Origin of the sequence: Roseicella frigidaeris (assembly GCF_003258945.1) — a bacterium.
In the GTDB taxonomy this organism is placed as follows: domain Bacteria; phylum Pseudomonadota; class Alphaproteobacteria; order Acetobacterales; family Acetobacteraceae; genus Paracraurococcus; species Paracraurococcus frigidaeris.
The window spans coordinates 1-19171 of sequence record NZ_QLIX01000043.1 but is presented as its reverse complement, the minus strand read 5'-3'; the positions used below and the strand labels follow the sequence as shown (position 1 = coordinate 19171).

Below are 19171 nucleotides of genomic sequence, written 5' to 3'. Positions count from 1 at the left end.
CTGACCGCCCTGGCCGGGCCGCGGCCCGGCCAGGGCGGTCAGAAGCGGCAGGTGGGCCAGAATTCGTCAGCACTGGTGGGCCAACATTCATGGACACAGCCAGGAATGCGCAGGTTGTCACCGGCAGACCTCGGTGACAGCAGGCACCGTAATGCACCGCAGCAAGTTGCCGCTGCGGACCTGGCTCACCGCGATCCACATCGTCACCAGCCATTCGAACGGGATCAGCGCTTTGCAACTGCAGGCCCAACTCGGCCTGGGCAGCTGGAACACGGCTTGGCTGCACACCAGCAACAAAGATGCGCCGTCAAACCGCGCATTTCTGCCGCCGCTGACACCGCAAGGTGGTGGGCAAGATGGCGGCGCCGGGTGTTCTCGCTGCTCAAACGCTGGGGCACCGGCACCTTCCACGGCTTCCGCCGGCCGCATCTGCAGGCCCACCTCGACGAGTTCGCCTGGCGCTGGGATCGCCGCAATGCCCGGTATACCAGCTTCGACCGGCTCCTCGGGCGTCTGACAGCGTTGCCACGGCGGACCTACCGCGATTTCGTGGCGCAGAAGAAGACCGCTTGAGCAGAGGTTCTGCCAACCAGGACGTCGGCTGAGCTCAGGCGAAATCCAGCTCGTCCCGGGCGACAATGCGTGTCCCGACGTGTCACCCCAGGGAGACTTCACGCTCTTTGCTGCCCGCTGACGCGCGCAAGGCGTGCTCTGCCCGACGCACCAGGCCCGGCATGTCGCGCACGGCAATCTCCAGGATGACACTGGCCACCTGCGCCGGGCTCGGATGAAAGCCGGCCTTGGACATTTCCTTGGCCGCCTCCGACACCGCGCGCCAGACCGTGTCTGTCACGGGTATCTTGCGCCGCTCGGCGTCGGGCAAGCCTGGCCGTCCGCCAGTCGATCGCAGCGCCTTGGCGACCTCCTGCCTGAGCGCCACGAAGCCCGGCGGGGTATCCGGCCCACTCGGCAACGGAACAGACTCCGCCGCCCCGAGCGCCTCCGCCAGCACGTTCGCTCCAACACGTCGCTTCGTCCGAAGCGCCACATTTGCGGGGCGCTTGGTGGTCGTCGTGAACACTGCGTTCCGAGCCATTCCGCCCTCCATCACTGGTCGTAGTCGCGGATCTTGAAAAGCACCCCTTGGAACTCACACACCACCTCGCCCTGGCCGGTTTCTCGGCCAAGACGGTGGAGATAGCGCCTCAGTTCCGACAGCTTCTCTTCCAGACGTTCCGGATCGATGAAGGTGTAGACGAGCACGACCTTCTCGCGGACCAGCGTCTGTCTTTCGAGATCGAGCCAAGCTCCGTCTGCCGGCGGCATCGCGGTAGCTCCACCGCCAATGCTCGAAAGCAGTTTCAGCGCATCTTCAATCCACGGTCCGGGATCAAACGCGACGCCATTGCGATCTTGGCTGGGAATGTAGAGCGTCAGGCGCTCCGCTGACCCTTCCTCCGCCGCGCCCAGCACGTCTCCGAAATCGATCTCTCCGGCCACGCCTCACCTCCGGAGCAGACCCTCCCACTTTTGGGCCCAAAAGTCAAGCGTCACGAGTGCGGTTCCGCAATCACGGACCTCGCGACACAACCTTTGGGGTTACCTGAGCCATCTGGGGAAGCCTTCAACTGTATCACGTCGTGCAAGGGATTCATTTGAAGCCACGAACCTCGTTCTCCCTTTCCGGAAGAAACCCGGACGGCCTACCATGCACTCCCCCCGGGTGGCGGCATCCCGCCTCCCCCGTGGCGTGGCCGAGCCTTCAGGCCTGGGAATCGTTCCTGAAGCCCTCTAGCCTGGGTGTAGGTGCGCGGAGGGCGTAGTGCTGAACTGGAGTAAGCTGCTCAGCGGCAAGCGTTTGGATGACATCGTCGACGGCCCGCCTGCCCAGAGCGCCGACGTCGCCGCGCCGCCTTGGCTGGCAAACACGCGAACGCCAGCGGAGCGCGACTACGACCGGGTTCGATTCGCGGCGCCGGTCCGGCGCCTCGCCGACAAGACCCAGGTGTTTCCGCTGGAGCGGAACGACAGTGTCCGCAACCGGCTGACCCATTCAGACGAGGTCTCCGCCCTGGCGCGGTCGGTGGGAACGCACCTGGCCTACAGCTTCCTCCCGGACCGCGGTATCGACGGCCACCAGCGGACCATTCCCGCCCTGCTGGCTGCCGCCGGGCTCGCGCACGACCTCGGCAACCCGCCATTCGGGCACCGGGGTGAGGAGGCGATGCGCCACTGGTTCGAAGCCCGGGCCGCGATCTGCTTCGGTAAATTCGACGATGGCCAGCCGCCCGAGGGCGCCCGCGGCGTCGAGCTCCGGGGCGCGCGGGACATGCGCGACGCGGCCCACCGCAGGCCGGACCTGATCCAGGACTTCTTGCGGTTCGAGGGCAACGCTCAGACCATGCGGCTGGTCATGCGCCTGCAGGCGTCGACGAACGGCTTCGGGCTGAACCTGACCTGCGGAACCCTCACGGCGCTGATGAAGTACGTCGTCCCCTCCGGTTCGGCCGTCAAGTCCGGGCCGGTCGGCGCCAGGAAGGTTGGCTTCTTCGCCTCGGAAGCCGCCTGGATCGAGAAGGCCAGGCAGGAGGCCGGCCTTGCGGAGGGGATGAGGCACCCGCTGGCCCATGTCCTGGAGGCCTGCGACGACATCGCCTACTCGGTCATCGACACCGAGGACACGGTCAAGAAGGGCCTGGTCTCGTTCTCGGACCTCATGGCCTACCTAGAGGCGGCCGCCGAGGGAGACGAGGGGGTTAAGTTCGTGGTGGCGCGATCGCGCATGGACCATGCCGCCGTCCGCAGCGCCCGCCTCGCGCCGAGCGAGCTGAACGACGTCTCGATGCAGAAATTCCGCGTGCACGCCATCGGCACGCTGGTGTCCGCGCTGGTCTACGCTTGGGGCGAGCGCTACGAGGACATTATGGTGGGAAGGCTGGACCAGCCGCTCCTGGAGGTGGGCCCAGCGGCCAGCCTGGTGGCGGCGCTGAAGAAGTTCGACGTCGAGCACGCGTTCCGCGACAAGGATGTCCTGGGCATCGAGGTGGACGGATTCAACAAGCTGCAGGAATTGATGTCCATGCTCTGGCGCGGCATCGTGGAACGCGAGAGCTACGCGGACCCGGGGTCGAAGCGCTCGAGCCCGTTCGCCGACTTGGCCTACCGTCACATCTCGGAGAACTACAGGACGGCCTTCGAGCAGGCAGCCAGGGAGGACCGGAGCGTCCCCATACGCTACAGGGAACTTCAGCTGCTGGCCGACATGGTGTCTGGCATGACAGACTCGTACGCTGTGTTCCTGCACCGGAAGCTCGGGGAGTACCACGTTGGTGCCAGCCTGCGAAAGGTTTGACCGCCTGCGGCGGCGCCTCAGCTGCTTTATCGGTGACTCTCGTGGCGGGCGCCGCTCCGTGGGCGAACTCGCCGTGCGCCTGGGGCGCTTCGGTGAGGTGGCGATCGTCGGGGGGATGCTGCGGGACCTGCTGCTCAGGGACGATTATGCGAGCTTCTGCTCGGACGTCGACCTGGTTGTGGACGCCCCGGAGACCCCGGAACTCCGCGCGCTGCTGCGCGAGTACGGGGCCGTGGAGAACCGGTTCGGTGGTTGGGCGCTCTCCACCACCTGGAAGGCGGACGTCTGGCTCCTCAACCGCACATGGGCCCGCGTCCATGGCCACCGAGAGGTCGCCAGGGTGGACGACCTGCTGGAGACCACCTTCTTCAACTGGGATGCTGTCCTGTACTCGCTGAGCAGGAAGCGGGTCGTCTGCCGAGACGGTTATCTGGCGGACCTCGACAACCGGTTCCTGGACGTCAACCTGGAGCCGAACCCGAATCGCGTCGGGAGCTGCGTGCGCACCCTTCGGTTCGCGGTGCTGTGGGGGGGCGTGGTTTCGCCACGGCTTGCAAGTTTCGTGCTGAACGTCATCGGGGACGTCGGGGCCTCCTCGCTGCTCATGGCGGAGGGCCGCTCCTTCGGGCACCGGCGCGTGCTGACGAAGGCCATCATCGATGACGCGGTCACCACCTTCGGCAGTTCGGTGGCAACCGGTATGCCGTCCCTGCCGCTACGGGCCGCCCACCGGGGTGTACAGAGGCAGCTCCCCTTGCCATCGGCGCCGGTCATGGAACCGCCAACACGGGGCCCCGAAATGGACAGGGTCACGCGCCCGTGCACGACGTCCGCTCTGCGCCCAGGCGGACCAAGCGGTCTTCTAACCCTTCCGTTGCATGGCTGTGCAGCGCCGCAGCAGGTGCCTGCCATCCATCGTTGAGCGCGAGGTTTTCGGCCTGATTGCGGCGGTCGCCGTGCTTGCAGGCCGAACATCGGCGAGGACTGCTACTGCCGCGTGAGTTGGCGGTGGGCTTCACCGGACAGCAGCACTACTTCATCTCCGAGGCGCCCGTCTGCCGCCTGCTGGAGGCATACGGCCTGATCACATGCCGGCGCTCTTGGCGGTCGTGAAAGTCTTGTCGGCCAAGTGACGGGCGAGTGGGCGGTGTCTGACACGAAGTCTTGGCACCCGTCTCGAGCACTTCCACAATCGCTGCTGTGAATGGGTCGGCGCCGCCGAGCGCGATGGCAAACACGCCGGCTGCCCAAAGGATCGGGGTGGCGGCATTTTGAGCGGCTAGATCCACTCGGCCTCCGGGCTCATGGTGTGCCCTGTATGAAGCCTAGTCTGGGCGCCCGGAATTAGGGATGTCTTCCGTTGAAAAGGTCTATGTCTCTGAGATAGGCCGATTTATCCCGCAAATCGACCGAATCGCAGAAATGCGGGAAAAACGCTTTTGGGACAATGGGTTATGATTTTGGTGGATCCCGACATCCTCGGCGGCTCAGAGGCGGTGATTAAGGGCACGCGCGTCCCGGCCCGCGACATCGCCTGCGCCGCCAACACCGGCGTACCAGTCGAAGACATCCTGCGCAGTTACCCCAGCATCACGGCCGAGCAGATCGCCGAGGCGGTCGCCTGGGACAGGGACAACCCGCCGCAGCCCAAACCACTCCGACCTCTGTCCGAACGGGTACCACCAGGTGCGCGGGTTCTCGTATCCGGCACCGTGCCTCAAAAGCCCAGCAGCTTGGGCGATTAGGTGCAATTAGCGGGTGCGCGTAGAGTTCAGGTCATTGCACGCTACGGAATTCCATCGTGCCTCTTCGCCGCCGCGCACTGTTCGCTCTACCCCTGATGCTGACCTCTTCTTACCCGGCTGTTGCAGCCTCAGCTGATGCAATGCGATGTTTGACTAACGGGTCAAGCGATCCAGCGTGTGCAGGCGGCGTCACGGGCACTGTTCAGCCCTTCCGCCTGCATCATGCATCCCGCCTACGCTTATCTGGAGGAGGCATCGCGCAGACTGGCGTGTCGGCCGCGGTTGAGACAGGTGAGCCCGCCGACTGGCTCGCCACCGCAGTTTACCTAGCGGAGCAAGTCACGCAGGGCGGTAGCGAGTACATCAAGGTCACCGTCTTCAGGGCGAGCCCCTGGGGTGATGATCCTCCGCAGCAGTACAAGGTGCTGGCAAAAGTCGGCCTGACACCGACAGACCCGCCAGACCAGCGATGGATCATGTCAGTGGCGCGTCGCATGCCAACTGTGATCGACATCGAGACCGATGTGCTGACGGCCGAGCTCTACAATCCAGACGAGCATGCGCGCGTGAAAAGGCCCAAGGAAACACCCGAGGACACAGCCCGCCGCCTCGTCATCCAGAGGCACCAATTGCCCAGGACATGGAAAAGCTCGCCGGAGCTTGGCGTTCGCGGCGTGAACCTCCCGCGCGAGCGAATCAACGTTGTCGTGCCTAGCAATTTTAATGTTGCCCAACTACGATCTTGTCTCCGGGCAGCCCAGACCGGCATCACCCGCTGTCAATAGCTTATGCGGATGGGGGAGCCGCGCGGTCCTTGGTCCCGACCTCGGGCTGTGACTGGTCCTGTCATGGCAAGATTATCGATCCGGCCTGGGTGAGCTTGATCTATGAAGCGCAGCGGAAGGTCTTGTGCCCGAAGAAGCTATGCACTCGGCCGGGCAGCTTCGACAGCTTGCGCAGGTGGCCGACCACGGTGCGCTTGAGCTGCGCCTTGCTGCGCGCCGGCTCCTCGCGGGTGACCGCCTGCTTCAGGTCGCCGTTGACGCCCTCATTCGGGTTCAGCTCCGGGCTGTAACCTGGGAGGTAGAACACCTCGATCTCGGCCTCGCGCCCGACGAGCCAAGCGCGGACCTTGGCCGAGCGATGGACCGGCAGGCGGTCGAGAATGAGGAAGACCTTCTGCCCGGCATCCCGGACCAGGCGGGTGAGGAAGCGGAGCAGGTCCAGTGCCTTGATGGCGCCGCCCAGCCCCATCCAGCGCAGCTCGCCCTGGTAGCCCGGATCATTCACGCGGTCTGACGGGCATGGTGCAAGCCGTTGAGGCTACGTAGGATTTGGCTGCGACCCCAGAATCCTTCGCCCGCCGGAGACCATGCCCGTCAAGGTTGAGAATGCCCTGCCGTTGCCCGGTCTGTCACCGGTCGGCGGCAAGTCGCTGGTAGCCCGCTTCGACGGCGGGCAGTTGTCGTCTGATGGCGGGGTGCTGGCGCTGTGGGAGATCGAGCGCCGCCTCGGCATAGCCGACCGGCTCGCCGCTTGCCTCGACGACCGGCGGGCGCCCGCGCAGGTGACGCACCGGCTGGCCAACATCATCCGCTTCCGCCTGTTCATGATCGCCGCCGGCTACGAGGACGGCAACGACGCGACGGCGCTGCGGCACGACCCGGCGTTCAAGCTCGCGCTCGACCGGTTGCCCGAGGCGGCGGCGCTGTGTTCGCAGCCGACCATCTCGCGGCTGGAGAACCTGCCCGGCACGCGCGCCCTGCTGCAGATGGGTCGCGCCATGGTGGCGCTCTACTGCGCGAGCTTGCGGCAGGTGCCGAAGCGGATCGTGCTGGATATCGACGACACCTTCGATCCGGTCCATGGCGAACAGCAGATGCGGCTGTTCAATGCCTATCACGACGGCTACGGCTTCCAGCCGCTGCTGGTGTTCGATGGCGAGGGTCGGCCGGTCACCGCCATGCTGCGCCCGGCCCGCCGCCCGACCGGCGTCGAGGCCCGCGCCTTTCTCCGGCGCCTCGTCCGCGAGATCCGCAGCCACTGGCCACGGGTCGAGATCCTGTTCCGCGGCGACAGCCATTTCTGCACGCCGGAGGTGCTGGACTTCTGCCGCCAGGCTCGCCTCGACTTCATCCTGGGCGTGGCCACCAGCAGCACGCTGCGCCGGCACGTCCTGGCGCTCGAGCAGAGCACCGCGGCCCGACAGGCTGCCCGCCCGGGCAGCGGCAAGTTGCGCCGCTACAAGGAGTTTCTCGACGGCGCCCGCAGCTGGTCGCGGGTCGAGCGCATCATCGCCCGAGTGGAGGCTGGACCGCTCGGCACCGACACGCGGTTTGTCGTCACCAACCTGGCGGGCGGCAGTCCGCGCACGCTGTACGAAAACCTCTACTGCCAGCGCGGCCAGGCGGAGAACCATATCAAGGCCTGGAAGCAGCACCTTGCCGCCGATCGCACGTCGTGCTGCCGGGCGACCGCCAACCAGTTCCGCCTGATGCTGCACACCGGCGCCTACTGGCTGCTCTGGTCCGTGCGCAGTCTGATGCCGAAGCGCTCGGCCTGGCGGGTCGCGCAGTTCGACACGCTGCGCCTCAGGCTGATGAAGCTCGCCGTGCGGGTCGTCGAGCTGAAGACCCGCGTCGCGCTGCACCTGCCCTCGGCCTGCCCGACCAGGCAATCATCCGCCTCGTGCTGGACCGCCTGCCGCGGCTCGCCTGCTGAACGGCGGGGCGTCGTGCCCCGCGAGTGTCCACGCGTTGCAACCCGCCAGACCTGCGATCCGCATCCCGACGTCCGGCATCACGACCGACGCAGGGCCGCCGTGTCCGCACAACCAGGCCGCGACCTACCCAGCAGCCGAAATGAAGCCGCGGATGCCGCCGTGAATGATCCGGGGTAGGTCACCGCCGAGATCAGGCCGAGGTTCGCCCGCCTGTAATCGACCCGCACCTCCGGTGTGTGACCTGAGGGTACGTAACCGCGACCGCGCACGTCATCGGAGCGAAGACCGGTCTCGTCACCCCAGAAGACGGTGCCTCCCTTTGCCTTGGCCCGGGCGGCAATTGCAGGGTAGTCCCACCGCAGCCAGCGCCGCACCGCCGCCGGGGCCTGCTCGTAGGCGCGCCGCAGCGCTTCTGGGCGGTGAAGCTCCAGCGCGCGAGGTAGGTGACCATGGTCCGCACCGCCAGCCGTACCCCGAAGCGCTGCCAGATCAGCTCCCGCACCGCCGCCCGGCTTCAGAGGGCGAAAGGCAGCTCCAACTCGTCAGGCGTGTGGCGCCGGATCAGGGCCTGGGCCTCCGCCTCCTGCTCGGTAGAGAGGAACCGGCCGTACCCGGGCTTGGGCCCGCGCGGACCAGTCTTCAGCCCGGCCGCGCCCCGCTCGGCGTAGCGCTGGCAGATGTTGAACACCCTGGTCGCGCTCAGGCCGACCTGCGCGCCGATCTCATCAGCCGATCTCATCATAGGTCAGGCCAGCCTGACGCAGTCCGATCACCTGTCGCCGGCGTTCCTCCTGCGCCGCTGCCGGCAGCTTGCGCTTGTCCACACGCGTTATGCTGCCCATCTGGGCCGATCCTACTTGCCCCCGATAGTACCCAGGCCGGATCAAAATATGTGCGCCTCAGGGCATCTGAGCGCCTCGCGCCTTTTGCATGTCTAACCAACCGGTGGCGTTGCGAAATCTGCAGCCAGTACGTCGTTGAGGGGATTCACGGTTTCCTTCGCCCATGCTTGAGTTGTGATTGATCGAGCAGGAGCGCGCTGATGCAACGGATGCTGGCGTTCGCCCGCGGGCGCGATGTGGTGCTCACGTTGCCCGCGGCCAACGAGGACGCGCTGCCCGGGATCGAGTGGGGCCGCTTCGACGCGCTTTTCACGCCAGCCTATTGGCGGGGCCAGGCGTGGCAGCACGAGGAGCTGGGGACCTACGCGCCCGGCCCGCTGGGCCGCGACCTCGCGGAGGAGGTCGCCGTCTGCTTGCTCGGCGGCCACGGCATCCCCGCCGAACTCGGTCTCGCGGCGTTCGAACGGTTGCGGCGCCTGGGCCTTCTGCGCGGCGCGCCGGACGCTGCCGAGCTCGAACGCGCCCTCGCGGAGCCCCTTGCGGTGCGCGGGCGGATGCGGCGCTACCGATTCCCCAGGGCCAAGGCCCGCGCGCTTTCGGGCGCCCTGCGCGCGCTACCCGGCATTGATCCCGGTCTTCCCGACCGGGCGCTCCGGGACGCCCTGGTGTCCCTGCCGGGCGTAGGGCCGAAGACGGCGTCATGGATCGTCCGCAACTTCCGGGCATCCGACGACGTGGCCATTGTGGACGTGCACATCGCCCGGGCGGGCAGGATCGCGGGGTTCATCGCGCCCGGTTGGGATCCGGCCCGGCACTACTTCGCCATGGAGGCGGCGTTCCTGCGCTTCGCCGCCGCCATCGGGGTCCGGGCCTCGGTGCTGGACGGGCTGATGTGGGACCACATGCGCCGCCTCGGCCCGCTCGCGCGCGAGGCAGAGGCGTGGGGGGCACAGCGAGGCCGCTACTGTTCGGCAGGCGCTGGGGTATTTGGAACGCCCAGCGCCGCCGCCCCGCAGGCAACAACGCGCGATTCGTTCGGGAACAGGGCCGCCGCGACCTCGCCGCCGAGCGCCCCCAATGGGCAGAAGCCCAGGCCGAGGGCGGAAGCGCAGAGATGCAGGGTGGCGAGCAGCGCCCCGGCATCACGCCAGAGCAGGCTTCCGGGGTTGGCATAGGCGGCGTCCACGAGGCCGAGATCGCCCAGCAGTGCGAGGAAGGTCGGCTCGCCGTCCGGCAGCATCTCGTGGAGGCGTTCCGCCCCGCGGTGCAAGGCAGCCCCGTCCGCCGGGCGCAGCGCCTGCAGCCGCCCCGACCAGGGATCCACGCGCATCGGCAGCGGACCCGGCCGCAGGACGACGACGGAGATCGGGTGTAGGGCGCCCGCGGAGGGAGCGGTTCGGCGGCTGCGGCCCAGGGGGTCGCCGGGGAGCAAGAAGCCCACGAGGGTGGCGGCCGCCACCACGTCCAGGACGTCGCCGAGCGTGGGCCTGGCGAGGGCGCGATGGCTCCGGCGCGCGGCGAGGAGGTCGGCGAAGCCGCGCCGGGGCAGGGGCCGTGGGGACCAGCCGCCGACCGTGCGGCGAACCGGCCATGCCAGTGGGGGCGGCGCGCCGGGATCGGGCCTTGGGGATGGGTCGTCAGTAGGGTGCGTGGCCGAGAGCCTCCAGCGTCTCGTAGTGCTTCTGGCAGCCCCGGCACATCCCGCAGGCGTGCTCGGCGACGTGGCAGGAGTGTGCCCACGCCAGGGTCTCGGGCGGCACGCCCGAGGCGCGGATCAGCTCGACCGCCGTCAGGCCGATGGCGGGCGCCTCCAGCCGCATGCCCCCTTCCTGCATGGCGAGCAGGCCGTCCATCGCCTCGACGAACGCCGCACGCCCGTCGGCGTGGGCGCCGTCCGTCGCCAGGCAGCCGATCAGCAGGCGCCGCGCGCCCCTCGGGATGACGGCCATGGCGGCGAGCGTGACGAGCATCTGGTTGCGGAAGGGCCACCACTCGGGGACGGGGGCCTCAGCCAGCCGCGGCCGCCCCGCCATGTCACCGCTGCCAAGCGCCGCCAGATCGACCCGTTGCACGAGGTGCTCGATGCCGAGTTCCGCGCAGACCGCCGCGGCGGCGCGGACCTCCGCGGCGGCGGCCCGCTGGCCGTAGTCGATGGTGACCGCGATCTCCGGGCGCCGCCACCAGGCGATGGCGACCGAGTCCATGCCACCCGAGAGGAGCAGGGCCGTGCTCATGCGCCCCAGGCGCAGTGGTGCAGGCAGGTGACGAAGTCGGTGAACACCCGGCACCCGGAGCCGGTCACCATCTTCAGGTCCTCCTCCGACGTCACCTGCGCGAGCCCGTAGACTGGCAGTCCGATGGCGCGCGCGTAGCCGACCTCGAACAGCGTGCCGCTGTCAAGGCCGTCGAGCAGCGCCAGGACCGAGCCGCACCCCTGCAGCGCCTCGAGGTCGGCCGGGGCGACCTCGTGGGCCGCGCCGCGCCCGATGTCGTGCAGGGGCGAGAACACCTGCATCCCGAGTTCCCGCAGCCCCCTGCGCGCCTCGTCCACCAGCCAGCGCTGGCCCATCGAGAAGAACGGCCCGGCGAGGTAGACCTTCCCGCCCTTCGCCGTGACGGGCTGGCGGGGCGGGCGCTCGGAGCGGAGCGCCGGGGAGATCGGCAGGCTCATGCTCTCCACGTAGTCGGCGACGGCGTAGGACGCGAAGTCCGCCGCCTCCTCCGGCGAAAGCCCGTCCACGGCCCAGGCCACGGTGAAGGCCGCGGCGAACACGTCGCCGGAGCCGACCGGCCAGACGTTCTCGGTCAGCCGCGCCGGGACGGTGCCGACGCCGGAGGCCGTCACCACGGAGGCACCTGCGCTACCCGCTTTGACGACGATCACCTCCGTCCCCGAGGCGAGCATCGACCCTGCTGCGGAGACGGGGTCCGGGTCGCCCCCGAGGGCGGACACCTCACCCCGGTTGCCGACCACGGCGAGGCGGGCCACGCGGCTTCCGTTCGCGGCGAACGCCTCCGGCGCGAAGGCGGACTGCGGGTCGTAGACGCACATCTCCGCCCTGACCCGCGCGCTTGCCTCCAGCATGCCGAACCGAAGGACCACCGGCGCCGCGGCGTCGAACACCCCGGGTGGCGGCAGCGCGGCGGGCGCGGGGGAGATCGTCGGGATGGACAGGCCGTGGACGTAGTCGAACAGCAGGCCGGGAGCGGCCGGTGCGAGCCGCACCTTGACCCCGTCGAGCCTCGCCTCGGCCTCGTACTCGGCCGCCACCTCGGGCGGGGCGGGCGTCAGGACCTCGACGCTGTCGACCAATGAGGCCACGGCCGAGGCGGCCCGGCCCGCCGAGCCGAAGGTCCGGCGCCAATCCGGCCAGACGCAACGTTCGCGGTAGACGCCCCCGGCGACTAGCAGCGCGCTCAACGGTGGATCCTCACCTGGCACACGCCGCCGCGGACTGTCACGACGTCGGCCACGTAGGTCACCCCTTGGCGGATGCACTCGATGATGCGCGGCATCTCGGGCGAGGTGATGCTGCCAGCGACCTGCCCGGAGGCCGTGCGGGCCTGGAGCACACGCGGCGGCCCCACCTGCAGGTGAACGTCCAGGATGTCGCCCGGTCGGAGCGTCGGTACTACGGCCGGATTGGGCGAATTCAGGTTGGTCAGGCTGACGATGTCGCAGGGATCCACCCCGGTCCCGCCGCCACCTCCGCCAGAGCCAGCCGAGGGCGGCCTTCCCGTCTCGGTCCAATCACTCCTGCCGCCGCCTCCCGACATGCGTCTCCTCCATCAGCGCGCACAGGAAACACCGGCTTGCCGCCGGAGTTCAAGCCGGGGTGCTGATGCGAGTCGTTCCTCGCTGCCCGGTGGATTGTCGTTCTCGACATCGGTGCATCGGCACTCGCCGCCGTGCCGCGCGCTCGGCATCCGTCTGACATCGCCAGCCCGGTCTGGCAGCCTGCAGTGTCCTGTTGCAGGCTCGATTACATGTCCGCCGTTGAAATCGCGCACGCCCCCTCCTATGTCGCGCAGCCGACTTTCTCTCACGCTGCAGTATGGAGGTGCCATGTCCGGCCGAAGCCCCGGCGACGATCCGAAGATCCGCGGCCCGCGCGACAACACGCGCATCAGCCTCAGCGAGCCCTATGAGGTGCAGGCGTGGTGTCAAAAGCTCGGCGTGACCGAGCGGCAGTTGCGCGACGCGGTGGCCGCTGTGGGGCCATTGGCCGCCAACGTGGCCCGTCACCTCGGCAAGCGGCTGTGAGGCGCGCCAGTAGGCGGCGGCCGACGACCACACCAAACCGATCCCTGGTACCGGACTGACATCCCCATTGCGGTACCTGTCTACCCGCTCTCTGCCATAGCGGAGTTCGATCTGCAGTCTCTGGTGGCGAACGCCGCCAGGGAGGACAGGACCACGGATTTCAAGCTCGAGACGTAAGTCATGTTCCCGCTCCCTGGCTGCCGTGCCGCGGGGGCGGCATGGCTGGCTCAAGGAGGCGCGGAACTCCTCGATCCCATCAGAGCAGGCCAACCTGGCCGAGGCTGCGGTACAGCATGAAGGCCGCGACCGCGACCAGGACGCCCGCGAACACCTGGTTCAGCAGCGCGCGCTCGCCTGACAGGCGGCCCGCGAGCCGTGCCCCGGCCCAGCCGCCCGCGACGCCGCCCGCGATGTATTCCGCCGCGATGGTCCAATCGACGAGGCCGGACAGCGCGTAGCTGACCGCGGTGGCCAAGCCGAAGGTCCCGACCGCCAGCAGCGACGAGCCCACGGCCTTGATGGTCGGCAGCCCGCCGCCGAGCGCCAGGCCGGGGACGATCAGGAAGCCGCCGCCGATGCCGAAGAACCCCGACATGCCGCCTGCGGCGAGCCCGACGCCGCCCAGCCGCCCGGCCAGCGCGGAGGAGAGCGCCGGGCACGCGCCGCCCGTGGCGGAGCGCCTGCGCAGCATCACCCAGGCGACCACGAGCATCAGCACGGCGAACATGGCGAGCAGCTTGCCCCCGTCCACGGCCTTGCCGACGGAGGAGCCCGCGACCGCCCCGAGCACGCCGGTGGCGGCGAACACGGCCGCGCTCGCCCAGCAGACGTTCCCGGCGCGCGCGTGCGGGACCAGGTTGGCGAAGGCGTTCACCGCGACCGAGACGGCGCTTGTGCCGATGGCGAGGTGCACGTTCCGCAGGCCGACGACATAGAGCAGCAGCGGCATGGCGAGGATTGAGCCGCCCCCGCCGATGAGGCCGAGGCTGAAGCCGACCAGGCTGCCGGATGCGACGGAGAGGAGGTGTCCGAGCATGATGCGAGTCCCCTGCTCACGCCGCCCGGGGCGGCGCCGCGGCGGCGCGGTCGAATGCCTGGAACGCGCCCATGCCCACGAGCATCGCGGCGACGAAGAGCATCGTCCGCCAGCCGCCGAAGCCGAGCGAGGCCAGCGCTGGCCCCGGGCAGTAGCCGACCAGGCCCCAGCCCACGCCGAACAGGACGGCGCCGACCACGAGCCGGGCGTCGACCCGGGTCTTGGTCGGCCCNTCCCAGTCCCCGGCCAGGTCGAGGAAGCCCAGCACCTTGGCCGGGTTGATCATGCCTGAGACGGTCAGGCCGAGCCCGAACAGCAGGCCGGAGATCAGGGCGACGAGAAGGCGCGGCATGGACTCAGCCTCCGACCACGTGGCGGGCAAGGAAAACGGTCGCCGCGGCGCTGGCCATGAACAGGCCGGTCGCGGTGATGGAGCGCCGGGAGAGGCGGGCGAAGCCGCACACGCCGTGGCCGCTGGTGCAGCCGCCGCCGAGACGCGTGCCGAAGCCGACCAGCAGACCCGCGGCGACCAGCGTCGCCGGTCCGGCCGCGACGGCGACGACCGGGACACCGGCCGCGAGCGCCCAGAGCAGCGGCGCCGCGACCAGACCGGCCAGGAAGGCGAGCCGCCAGTCGAGGTCGCCGCGCGGCGCGCCGCCGAGCCCGCCCAGGATGCCGCTAATGCCCGCGATGCGTCCGTCGGCGACCCAAAGGAGGGCGGCCGACAGGCCGATGAGGCCGCCGCCGATGGCGGCGGGGACGGGGGTGAAGTTCTCCATGTCAGTGCTCAGTCCTGCGGCTCGCGGACGGCTGCGCAGCCGGTCTCGCGGAAGTAGTTCAAGGGAATCTTCAGGTAGGAGACGCCGTTCGCCTCCGGCTCGGGCAGGCGCCCGCCCCGGATGTTCACCTGCAGCGCGTCCAGCAGCAGGGCGGGGAAGGAGAGCGTCCGGTCGCGCGCCTCGCGCGCCTTGACGAACGCCTCCTCGGTCACGCCGCCCCGCAGATGCGTGTTGTGCGCGCGCTGCTCGGCGACGGTGGACTCCCATCTCGGCTCCCGCCCGCCCGGCTGGTAGTCGTGGCCGGTGAAGACGCGCGTCTCCGGCGGCAGCGCGAGGATGCGCTGGATGCTGCGGTACAGCGTGCGGGCGTCGCCGCCGGGGAAGTCGGCGCGGGCGGTGCCGCCGTCCGGCATGAACAGCGTGTCGTGGACGAAGGCGGCGTCGCCGACGACGTAGGTGACGGAGGCCGCCGTGTGGCCGGGCGAGAAGATGACCTCCGGCTCCAGCCCGCCGACGGTGAAGCGCTCGCCATCCTTGAACAGGCGGTCCCACTGCGAGCCGTCGGCCGGGAAGTCGGGGAGGTTGTAGATCTCCTTCCAGATCTTCTGGACCGTGACGACGTGCTCGCCGATGGCCGTCGGCGCCCCGAACACCCCCTTGAGGTAGGGCGCGGCGGAGAAGTGGTCGGCGTGCGGGTGGGTGTCGAGGATCCACTCCACCGTCAGCCCCTGCTCCCGCACGAACCGCACCATCCGGTCGGCGAAGGTGGTGTGGGTGCCGCGGCAGGCGCGGTCGAAGTCGAGCACGGGGTCGATGAAGGCGCAGCGCTTGGTCGCGGGGTCCGCGGCGACGTAGGCGATGCTGTTGGTGTCCTCGTGGTAGAAGCCGGTCACGACCGGGCAGCGGTCAGCCATGGTCATCTCCTTGCAGGGGCGTTGGCGTGCGGGGCGGCGGGTGTCTCGGTTGCTGGCCGTCAGGCGCCGGGCGCGGTGGCATCCTCCGGCGGCATGCCGTCCGCCTCCCGGGAGGAGGCCGCGCCGGGGGCGCAGAACAGGCGGTAGAGCTCGACGAGGATCGGCCGCACGCGCTCCGAGGCGATCCGGTAGTGGATGACGACGCCCTCGCGCCGGGTCGCCACCAGGCCCTCCTCGCGCAGGTTGGCGAGGTGGCGGGAGAGGTTGGACTGGGTCAGGCCGAGCCGCCGGACCAGTTCTCCCACCGAGGTCTCGCCCTCAAGCAGGGTGCAGAGGATCATCAGGCGGTGGCGGCTGGCGAGCGAGCGGAGGAACGCCTCCGCCTCGGCGGCGCGCGCTTCCATCGTTGCGGGATCCATGTGCTTCAGGTCCGGATGCTCCATGTCCATGTGCAATTCATCAATGAGACATGACTCATATAAGATGGATTTGACGGCGCGCAAGAACCGGCGCGGGCGGCGATCCGCCCCGGGAGGGCGGGAAGCGCCTGAGTTCACCGCACGGAAAGGCCGGGCGGTGGTGACGGGCGTTACCCAGAGATCCCCTGATCGCACCATCGAGGGACCGCCGCCATGGCGTACCACTTCTCGACGAGGCTCGACCTGCCCTTCGACGCCGCGGTGGCCGCGACGACCGAGGCGCTGAAGCGGCACGGGTTCGGCGCGCTGACCGAGATCGACGTCCAGGCGACGCTCAAGAGCAAGCTGGGCGCCGCGTTCCGGCCCTACCGCATCCTGGGCGCCTGCAACCAGCAGATGGCCTACCGGGCGCTCCAGGCCGAGGACAAGATCGGGACCATGCTGCCGTGCAACGTCATCGCCCAGCGGCACGAGGACGGCGCGGTCGAGGTGCCGGCGGTCGATCCGGCCTCATTCATGCAGGCCATCGGTAACCCGGCGCTCGCCGAGACGAAGGTGCGCGACATGCTGAAGCAGGTGGTCGACGAGATCCCCATGTCGGGGACCTGAGCCACGACCAGGTGTCCGGGGCTCCCCCGGGCACGGGGCCTGCGGCCCCCCTCGGGTGCGCCCGCCGGAACCCACCCGCGGCCAGCACCGCGGCACTGGCCGCACCGGTCACCGCCACGGCGCCGTTCTGGCGCGCGCGTCGGCGACGACCTTCTGCAGGTTGTCGTAGGTCATCGCGCCGGGCCCCAGATACGACTCGATGACGAAGGCCGGGGTCCCTTGCAGGGCGAGGGCGTGCGCTTGCATCGGCGCCTGCCCCAGGCTGGCCTGCAGGTCGGCGCCGCGCGCCGACAGGTCGGAGTCCAGCCGGGCCAAGTCGGCTCCGGCCTTCTCCGCAGCCGCGCGCATCTTGGCCTCGCCCAGCGAGCGGCCGCGCTCGAACAGCGCGTCGTGCACCGGCGCGAACCTGCCCTGCCAGTTGGCCGCGGGCGCGACCTTTGCGGCGGTTGTCATGGTCCTCGGCCAGAAGGCGGTTGCGCACGCGAAGGAGAAGGTGGTGAACGGTTTCGCGTCGGACCTCCTGTCCAGGCCGGACTTCCCGCACCCCTCGGCAGCCTTCACGCTGATGGACCGTTAGCCTTGAGCTCCGCCAGCCCGGCGTACTCGTCGAACAGCTTGCGCGGGACACCGTACCCGATGTGGTTGCCCTCGTGCAGGGAGGCGACGATCTCGGCCACTCGCGCGGCGAGGGCGCGGCGCGTGGCTTCGGGCTCGTCGCCGAAGTGGACGAGGGCGAAGTCATGCGGATCCTGCCGCCCGCCTTCGGATACCGAGTAGGCCACATACGCCCTCACGGCCCCGTAGATGTCGTTGCGCCTCCTGACCTCGAGCTCGATGGCGGCCTTGTCGCGCGAGGCATAGGCGTCGTAGCGGGCCGCCGACTTCACGTAACCCTCGATGTACGCCTCCTTCAGGATGTCCGGCCGCCCCAGCTCGTAGAAGGCGACCAAGCCGCGCACATAAGCGGTCTTGTCCATCTCGAGGAACGACAGCGGGGCGATTCCCGCCTTGAGCAGGGGGATGTTGCAGGCGAGCCGCGCGGTGCGCTTGTTCACGTCCTCGAACGCCTGCAGGTAGGAGATGAAGGCCATCAGGAACAGCGACTGCTCGAACGGCTCCTCGATGGCCGACGCCGTCGCCGCCACCCTGGCCAACTGCTGCTCCAGGACGTGGGGGTTCGCCGTCGGGACGTAGGCCGAGCCCGTGATGTCGACCACGCGCCTGCGCACCGCCCCCACGGACGTCTCGTCCCGCATCAGTCCCCGGGAAAGGAGCGCGTGCAGGCTCTTGATCTCCCTCACGTCCACTTCGATCTCGCCGATGTTCTGAACCAGGTAGAGGATGGCCTCCTTGTGGTTCAGGATCATCAGCGTCTCCTCCGCCTCCTTGCCCTCCGCCTCCTTGCCGAACTCAATGAGGACTTGGGTGTCGAGATAGGTGTAGGTGTTCCCCTCGAGCGCCGACGAAGCGTACGAGAGGTCCACGAGCAGCTTCTGCGCGATCGCCCGGGCATAGGTCGAACCGTCCAAGTGCCTGTCGCCCCCCGCTGAACGCAGCTTGGCCAATTCCTCGGGAGAGAACCACGCCGTCTGGTTGGGACGGTAGCCGTCGAGCAGTTCCGGCCTGTAGCCGACCTTGGGACGCTTGCCCGGGGGGACGTTAAACCAGTCATGGTACGGGTCGCGGCGGTGCCGTGCGGCGCGTCCGGGACGATCCGAAATCACGTGTCGCCCCATCGCTAGGCGGGCGAGGCGACGGGATAGGGTCGGCTGACTGACTTTCTGGCCCGCTTTCGCGAGCGCGAGGGCGAGCTGAGGGGTCGTCAGCCCATCAGGGGCTGCTTTGAGGGCGGCGACGATCAGCCGATCAACATCGTCCAGACTACCGGCTGCTGCTGCCGCAGGCTGAGCGGCGCCCCCAACCTGAATAGCGCTGCGCATACCTTCGAAGCTCTCATCCAAGAATTCCAATGAGTTGAGTATATCATACGACCACATGAATAGCTGAGTGAATAGTTCGATCCGGAAAGAGTTGCGATAGCAGCGACGGCCAGGGCACCGGATGCCTCTGGCTCAGAGCGCGTCCTGAATGAGCGGATGCATAAATCCGGGCCGGGTCCATTGCCGATTCAATGGGTTGTCGCACCCGCCTGGGAACGTGAATAGCTCCGTGAATAGATGAGCTCGCACCGGGGGCTGAACCATCCTGAGGATGGCCGACCGGCCCTCAGGGCCTGACCGGCGGAGGTCCGCCGAGCCGTGCTGATGCCGCTGACAGGTTCTGGAACGCCGCGATAAGGTCCGTTCGGACGTCCGTAGGGGCGCATCCACGAATCCTTGCGAGCGCCCGCTCGGCGACCTGCGCGTCCGCCGGTTCGAGACGACGGTTGTTGAATGCCAGTGAGAGCTGACCCGGGATTGCCATGAGGAATTGACCCGGGTTGTGGATGGAGGAGCGGGGTTTTCGGTCTGGTCAGGTGAGTTGTGGCT

The 19171-nt window shown here is 68.8% G+C and carries 22 protein-coding genes and 3 pseudogenes; 9 read left to right on the top strand and 16 right to left on the bottom strand.

From position 1 onward, the window contains the following. Positions 1-103 precede the first annotated feature (103 nt). Positions 104-573: pseudogene (locus DOO78_RS28510) on the top strand (transposase); the annotation flags it as partial. 82 nt (positions 574-655) lie between these two features. Here DOO78_RS28510 and DOO78_RS27185 read toward each other — a convergent pair. Beyond that, positions 656-883: a hypothetical protein gene (locus DOO78_RS27185; protein ID WP_128080157.1), complete on the bottom strand. Its 228-nt coding sequence runs from the start codon at positions 881-883 to the stop codon at positions 656-658. A gap of 224 nt (positions 884-1107) precedes the next feature. After that, the gene (locus DOO78_RS25620) at positions 1108-1500 is read right to left on the bottom strand and encodes a hypothetical protein (protein WP_111472728.1); all 393 of its coding nucleotides are present in this window, start codon (positions 1498-1500) and stop codon (positions 1108-1110) included. Positions 1501-1822: 322 nt separating this feature from the next. Between DOO78_RS25620 and dgt the strand changes: the two genes are divergently transcribed. The 4 genes from dgt to DOO78_RS27180 all read left to right on the top strand — a co-directional run bounded on the left by dgt (position 1823) and on the right by DOO78_RS27180 (position 5882). Then, positions 1823-3352 carry a dGTP triphosphohydrolase gene (gene dgt, locus DOO78_RS25615; RefSeq protein WP_207803065.1) on the top strand — a complete coding sequence of 510 codons (1530 nt, stop codon included), beginning with the start codon at positions 1823-1825 and terminating at the stop codon, positions 3350-3352. Between the two features lie 58 nt (positions 3353-3410). Continuing rightward, positions 3411-4274 carry a nucleotidyltransferase family protein gene (locus DOO78_RS25610; RefSeq protein ID WP_111472727.1) on the top strand — a complete coding sequence of 288 codons (864 nt, stop codon included), beginning with the start codon at positions 3411-3413 and terminating at the stop codon, positions 4272-4274. 532 nt (positions 4275-4806) lie between these two features. Then, positions 4807-5097, top strand: coding sequence for a DUF433 domain-containing protein (locus tag DOO78_RS25605; RefSeq protein WP_111472726.1), 291 nt, complete (start codon positions 4807-4809; stop codon positions 5095-5097). Positions 5098-5366: 269 nt separating this feature from the next. Continuing rightward, a complete protein-coding gene (locus tag DOO78_RS27180; protein WP_128080156.1) occupies positions 5367-5882 on the top strand; it encodes a hypothetical protein in 516 nt (171 codons plus the stop codon). Between the two features lie 100 nt (positions 5883-5982). On the opposite strand, the gene DOO78_RS25600 is transcribed toward DOO78_RS27180, so the two are convergent. Further along, positions 5983-6387, bottom strand: a complete 405-nt coding sequence (locus tag DOO78_RS25600) for a transposase (RefSeq protein ID WP_111472725.1) — start codon at positions 6385-6387, stop codon at positions 5983-5985. Between the two features lie 82 nt (positions 6388-6469). Between DOO78_RS25600 and DOO78_RS25595 the strand changes: the two are divergent. After that, positions 6470-7818: pseudogene (locus tag DOO78_RS25595) on the top strand (IS1380 family transposase). Positions 7819-8009: 191 nt separating this feature from the next. On the opposite strand, the gene DOO78_RS28605 reads toward DOO78_RS25595, so the two are convergent. After that, entirely contained in the window at positions 8010-8321 is a 312-nt protein-coding gene (locus DOO78_RS28605; RefSeq protein WP_207803064.1) for a winged helix-turn-helix domain-containing protein, read from the bottom strand. 12 nt (positions 8322-8333) lie between these two features. Beyond that, positions 8334-8558 (bottom strand): helix-turn-helix domain-containing protein, encoded by a 225-nt coding sequence (locus tag DOO78_RS27965; protein ID WP_207803063.1) that lies wholly within the window; start codon positions 8556-8558, stop codon positions 8334-8336. Positions 8559-8861: 303 nt separating this feature from the next. Between DOO78_RS27965 and DOO78_RS28315 the strand changes: the two are divergent. Beyond that, a pseudogene (locus DOO78_RS28315) lies at positions 8862-9512 on the top strand (8-oxoguanine DNA glycosylase); the annotation flags it as partial. 110 nt (positions 9513-9622) lie between these two features. Here the strand turns inward: DOO78_RS28315 and DOO78_RS28600 are convergent. From DOO78_RS28600 to DOO78_RS25570, 4 genes are all read right to left on the bottom strand, one after another. Next, complete coding sequence (locus DOO78_RS28600) at positions 9623-10120, bottom strand: nitroreductase family protein (protein WP_408887591.1); 498 nt, start codon at positions 10118-10120, stop codon at positions 9623-9625. A gap of 178 nt (positions 10121-10298) precedes the next feature. Beyond that, positions 10299-10895: a 7-cyano-7-deazaguanine synthase gene (locus DOO78_RS25580; RefSeq protein WP_111472723.1), complete on the bottom strand. Its 597-nt coding sequence runs from the start codon at positions 10893-10895 to the stop codon at positions 10299-10301. After that, entirely contained in the window at positions 10892-12082 is a 1191-nt protein-coding gene (locus DOO78_RS25575) for a PfkB family carbohydrate kinase (RefSeq protein WP_111472722.1), read from the bottom strand. The genes DOO78_RS25580 and DOO78_RS25575 overlap by 4 nt, the downstream gene beginning before the upstream one ends. Further along, a complete protein-coding gene (locus DOO78_RS25570; protein ID WP_207803062.1) occupies positions 12079-12351 on the bottom strand; it encodes a hypothetical protein in 273 nt (90 codons plus the stop codon). Before DOO78_RS25570 ends, DOO78_RS25575 begins: the two co-directional genes overlap by 4 nt. Positions 12352-12727: 376 nt before the next feature. Between DOO78_RS25570 and DOO78_RS25565 the strand changes: the two genes are divergently transcribed. After that, positions 12728-12925 (top strand): DUF3606 domain-containing protein, encoded by a 198-nt coding sequence (locus DOO78_RS25565; protein WP_111472721.1) that lies wholly within the window; start codon positions 12728-12730, stop codon positions 12923-12925. A gap of 256 nt (positions 12926-13181) precedes the next feature. Here DOO78_RS25565 and DOO78_RS25560 read toward each other — a convergent pair whose 3' ends face one another. From DOO78_RS25560 to DOO78_RS25540, 5 genes are all read right to left on the bottom strand, one after another. Then, entirely contained in the window at positions 13182-13961 is a 780-nt protein-coding gene (locus tag DOO78_RS25560) for a sulfite exporter TauE/SafE family protein (protein WP_111472720.1), read from the bottom strand. Positions 13962-13977: 16 nt separating this feature from the next. Then, positions 13978-14313, bottom strand: a complete 336-nt coding sequence (locus tag DOO78_RS25555) for a DUF6691 family protein (protein WP_111472719.1) — start codon at positions 14311-14313, stop codon at positions 13978-13980. Positions 14314-14317: 4 nt separating this feature from the next. Next, positions 14318-14740, bottom strand: coding sequence for a YeeE/YedE family protein (locus DOO78_RS25550; protein WP_111472718.1), 423 nt, complete (start codon positions 14738-14740; stop codon positions 14318-14320). 8 nt (positions 14741-14748) lie between these two features. After that, entirely contained in the window at positions 14749-15654 is a 906-nt protein-coding gene (locus tag DOO78_RS25545) for an MBL fold metallo-hydrolase (protein WP_207803061.1), read from the bottom strand. A 59-nt stretch (positions 15655-15713) separates the two neighbouring features. Continuing rightward, positions 15714-16058, bottom strand: a complete 345-nt coding sequence (locus DOO78_RS25540; protein WP_243634793.1) for an ArsR/SmtB family transcription factor — start codon at positions 16056-16058, stop codon at positions 15714-15716. Between the two features lie 228 nt (positions 16059-16286). On the opposite strand from DOO78_RS25540, the gene DOO78_RS25535 reads away from it, so the two are divergent. Further along, positions 16287-16682, top strand: a complete 396-nt coding sequence (locus tag DOO78_RS25535; RefSeq protein ID WP_111472716.1) for a DUF302 domain-containing protein — start codon at positions 16287-16289, stop codon at positions 16680-16682. A 108-nt stretch (positions 16683-16790) separates the two neighbouring features. Here the strand turns inward: DOO78_RS25535 and DOO78_RS25530 are convergent, their stop codons facing one another. Both DOO78_RS25530 and DOO78_RS25525 read right to left on the bottom strand, forming a co-directional pair. Continuing rightward, complete coding sequence (locus DOO78_RS25530; RefSeq protein ID WP_128080155.1) at positions 16791-17135, bottom strand: DsbA family protein; 345 nt, start codon at positions 17133-17135, stop codon at positions 16791-16793. Positions 17136-17239: 104 nt separating this feature from the next. Continuing rightward, the gene (locus DOO78_RS25525; protein ID WP_165839089.1) at positions 17240-18643 is read right to left on the bottom strand and encodes a Fic family protein; all 1404 of its coding nucleotides are present in this window, start codon (positions 18641-18643) and stop codon (positions 17240-17242) included. Positions 18644-19171 lie beyond the last annotated feature (528 nt).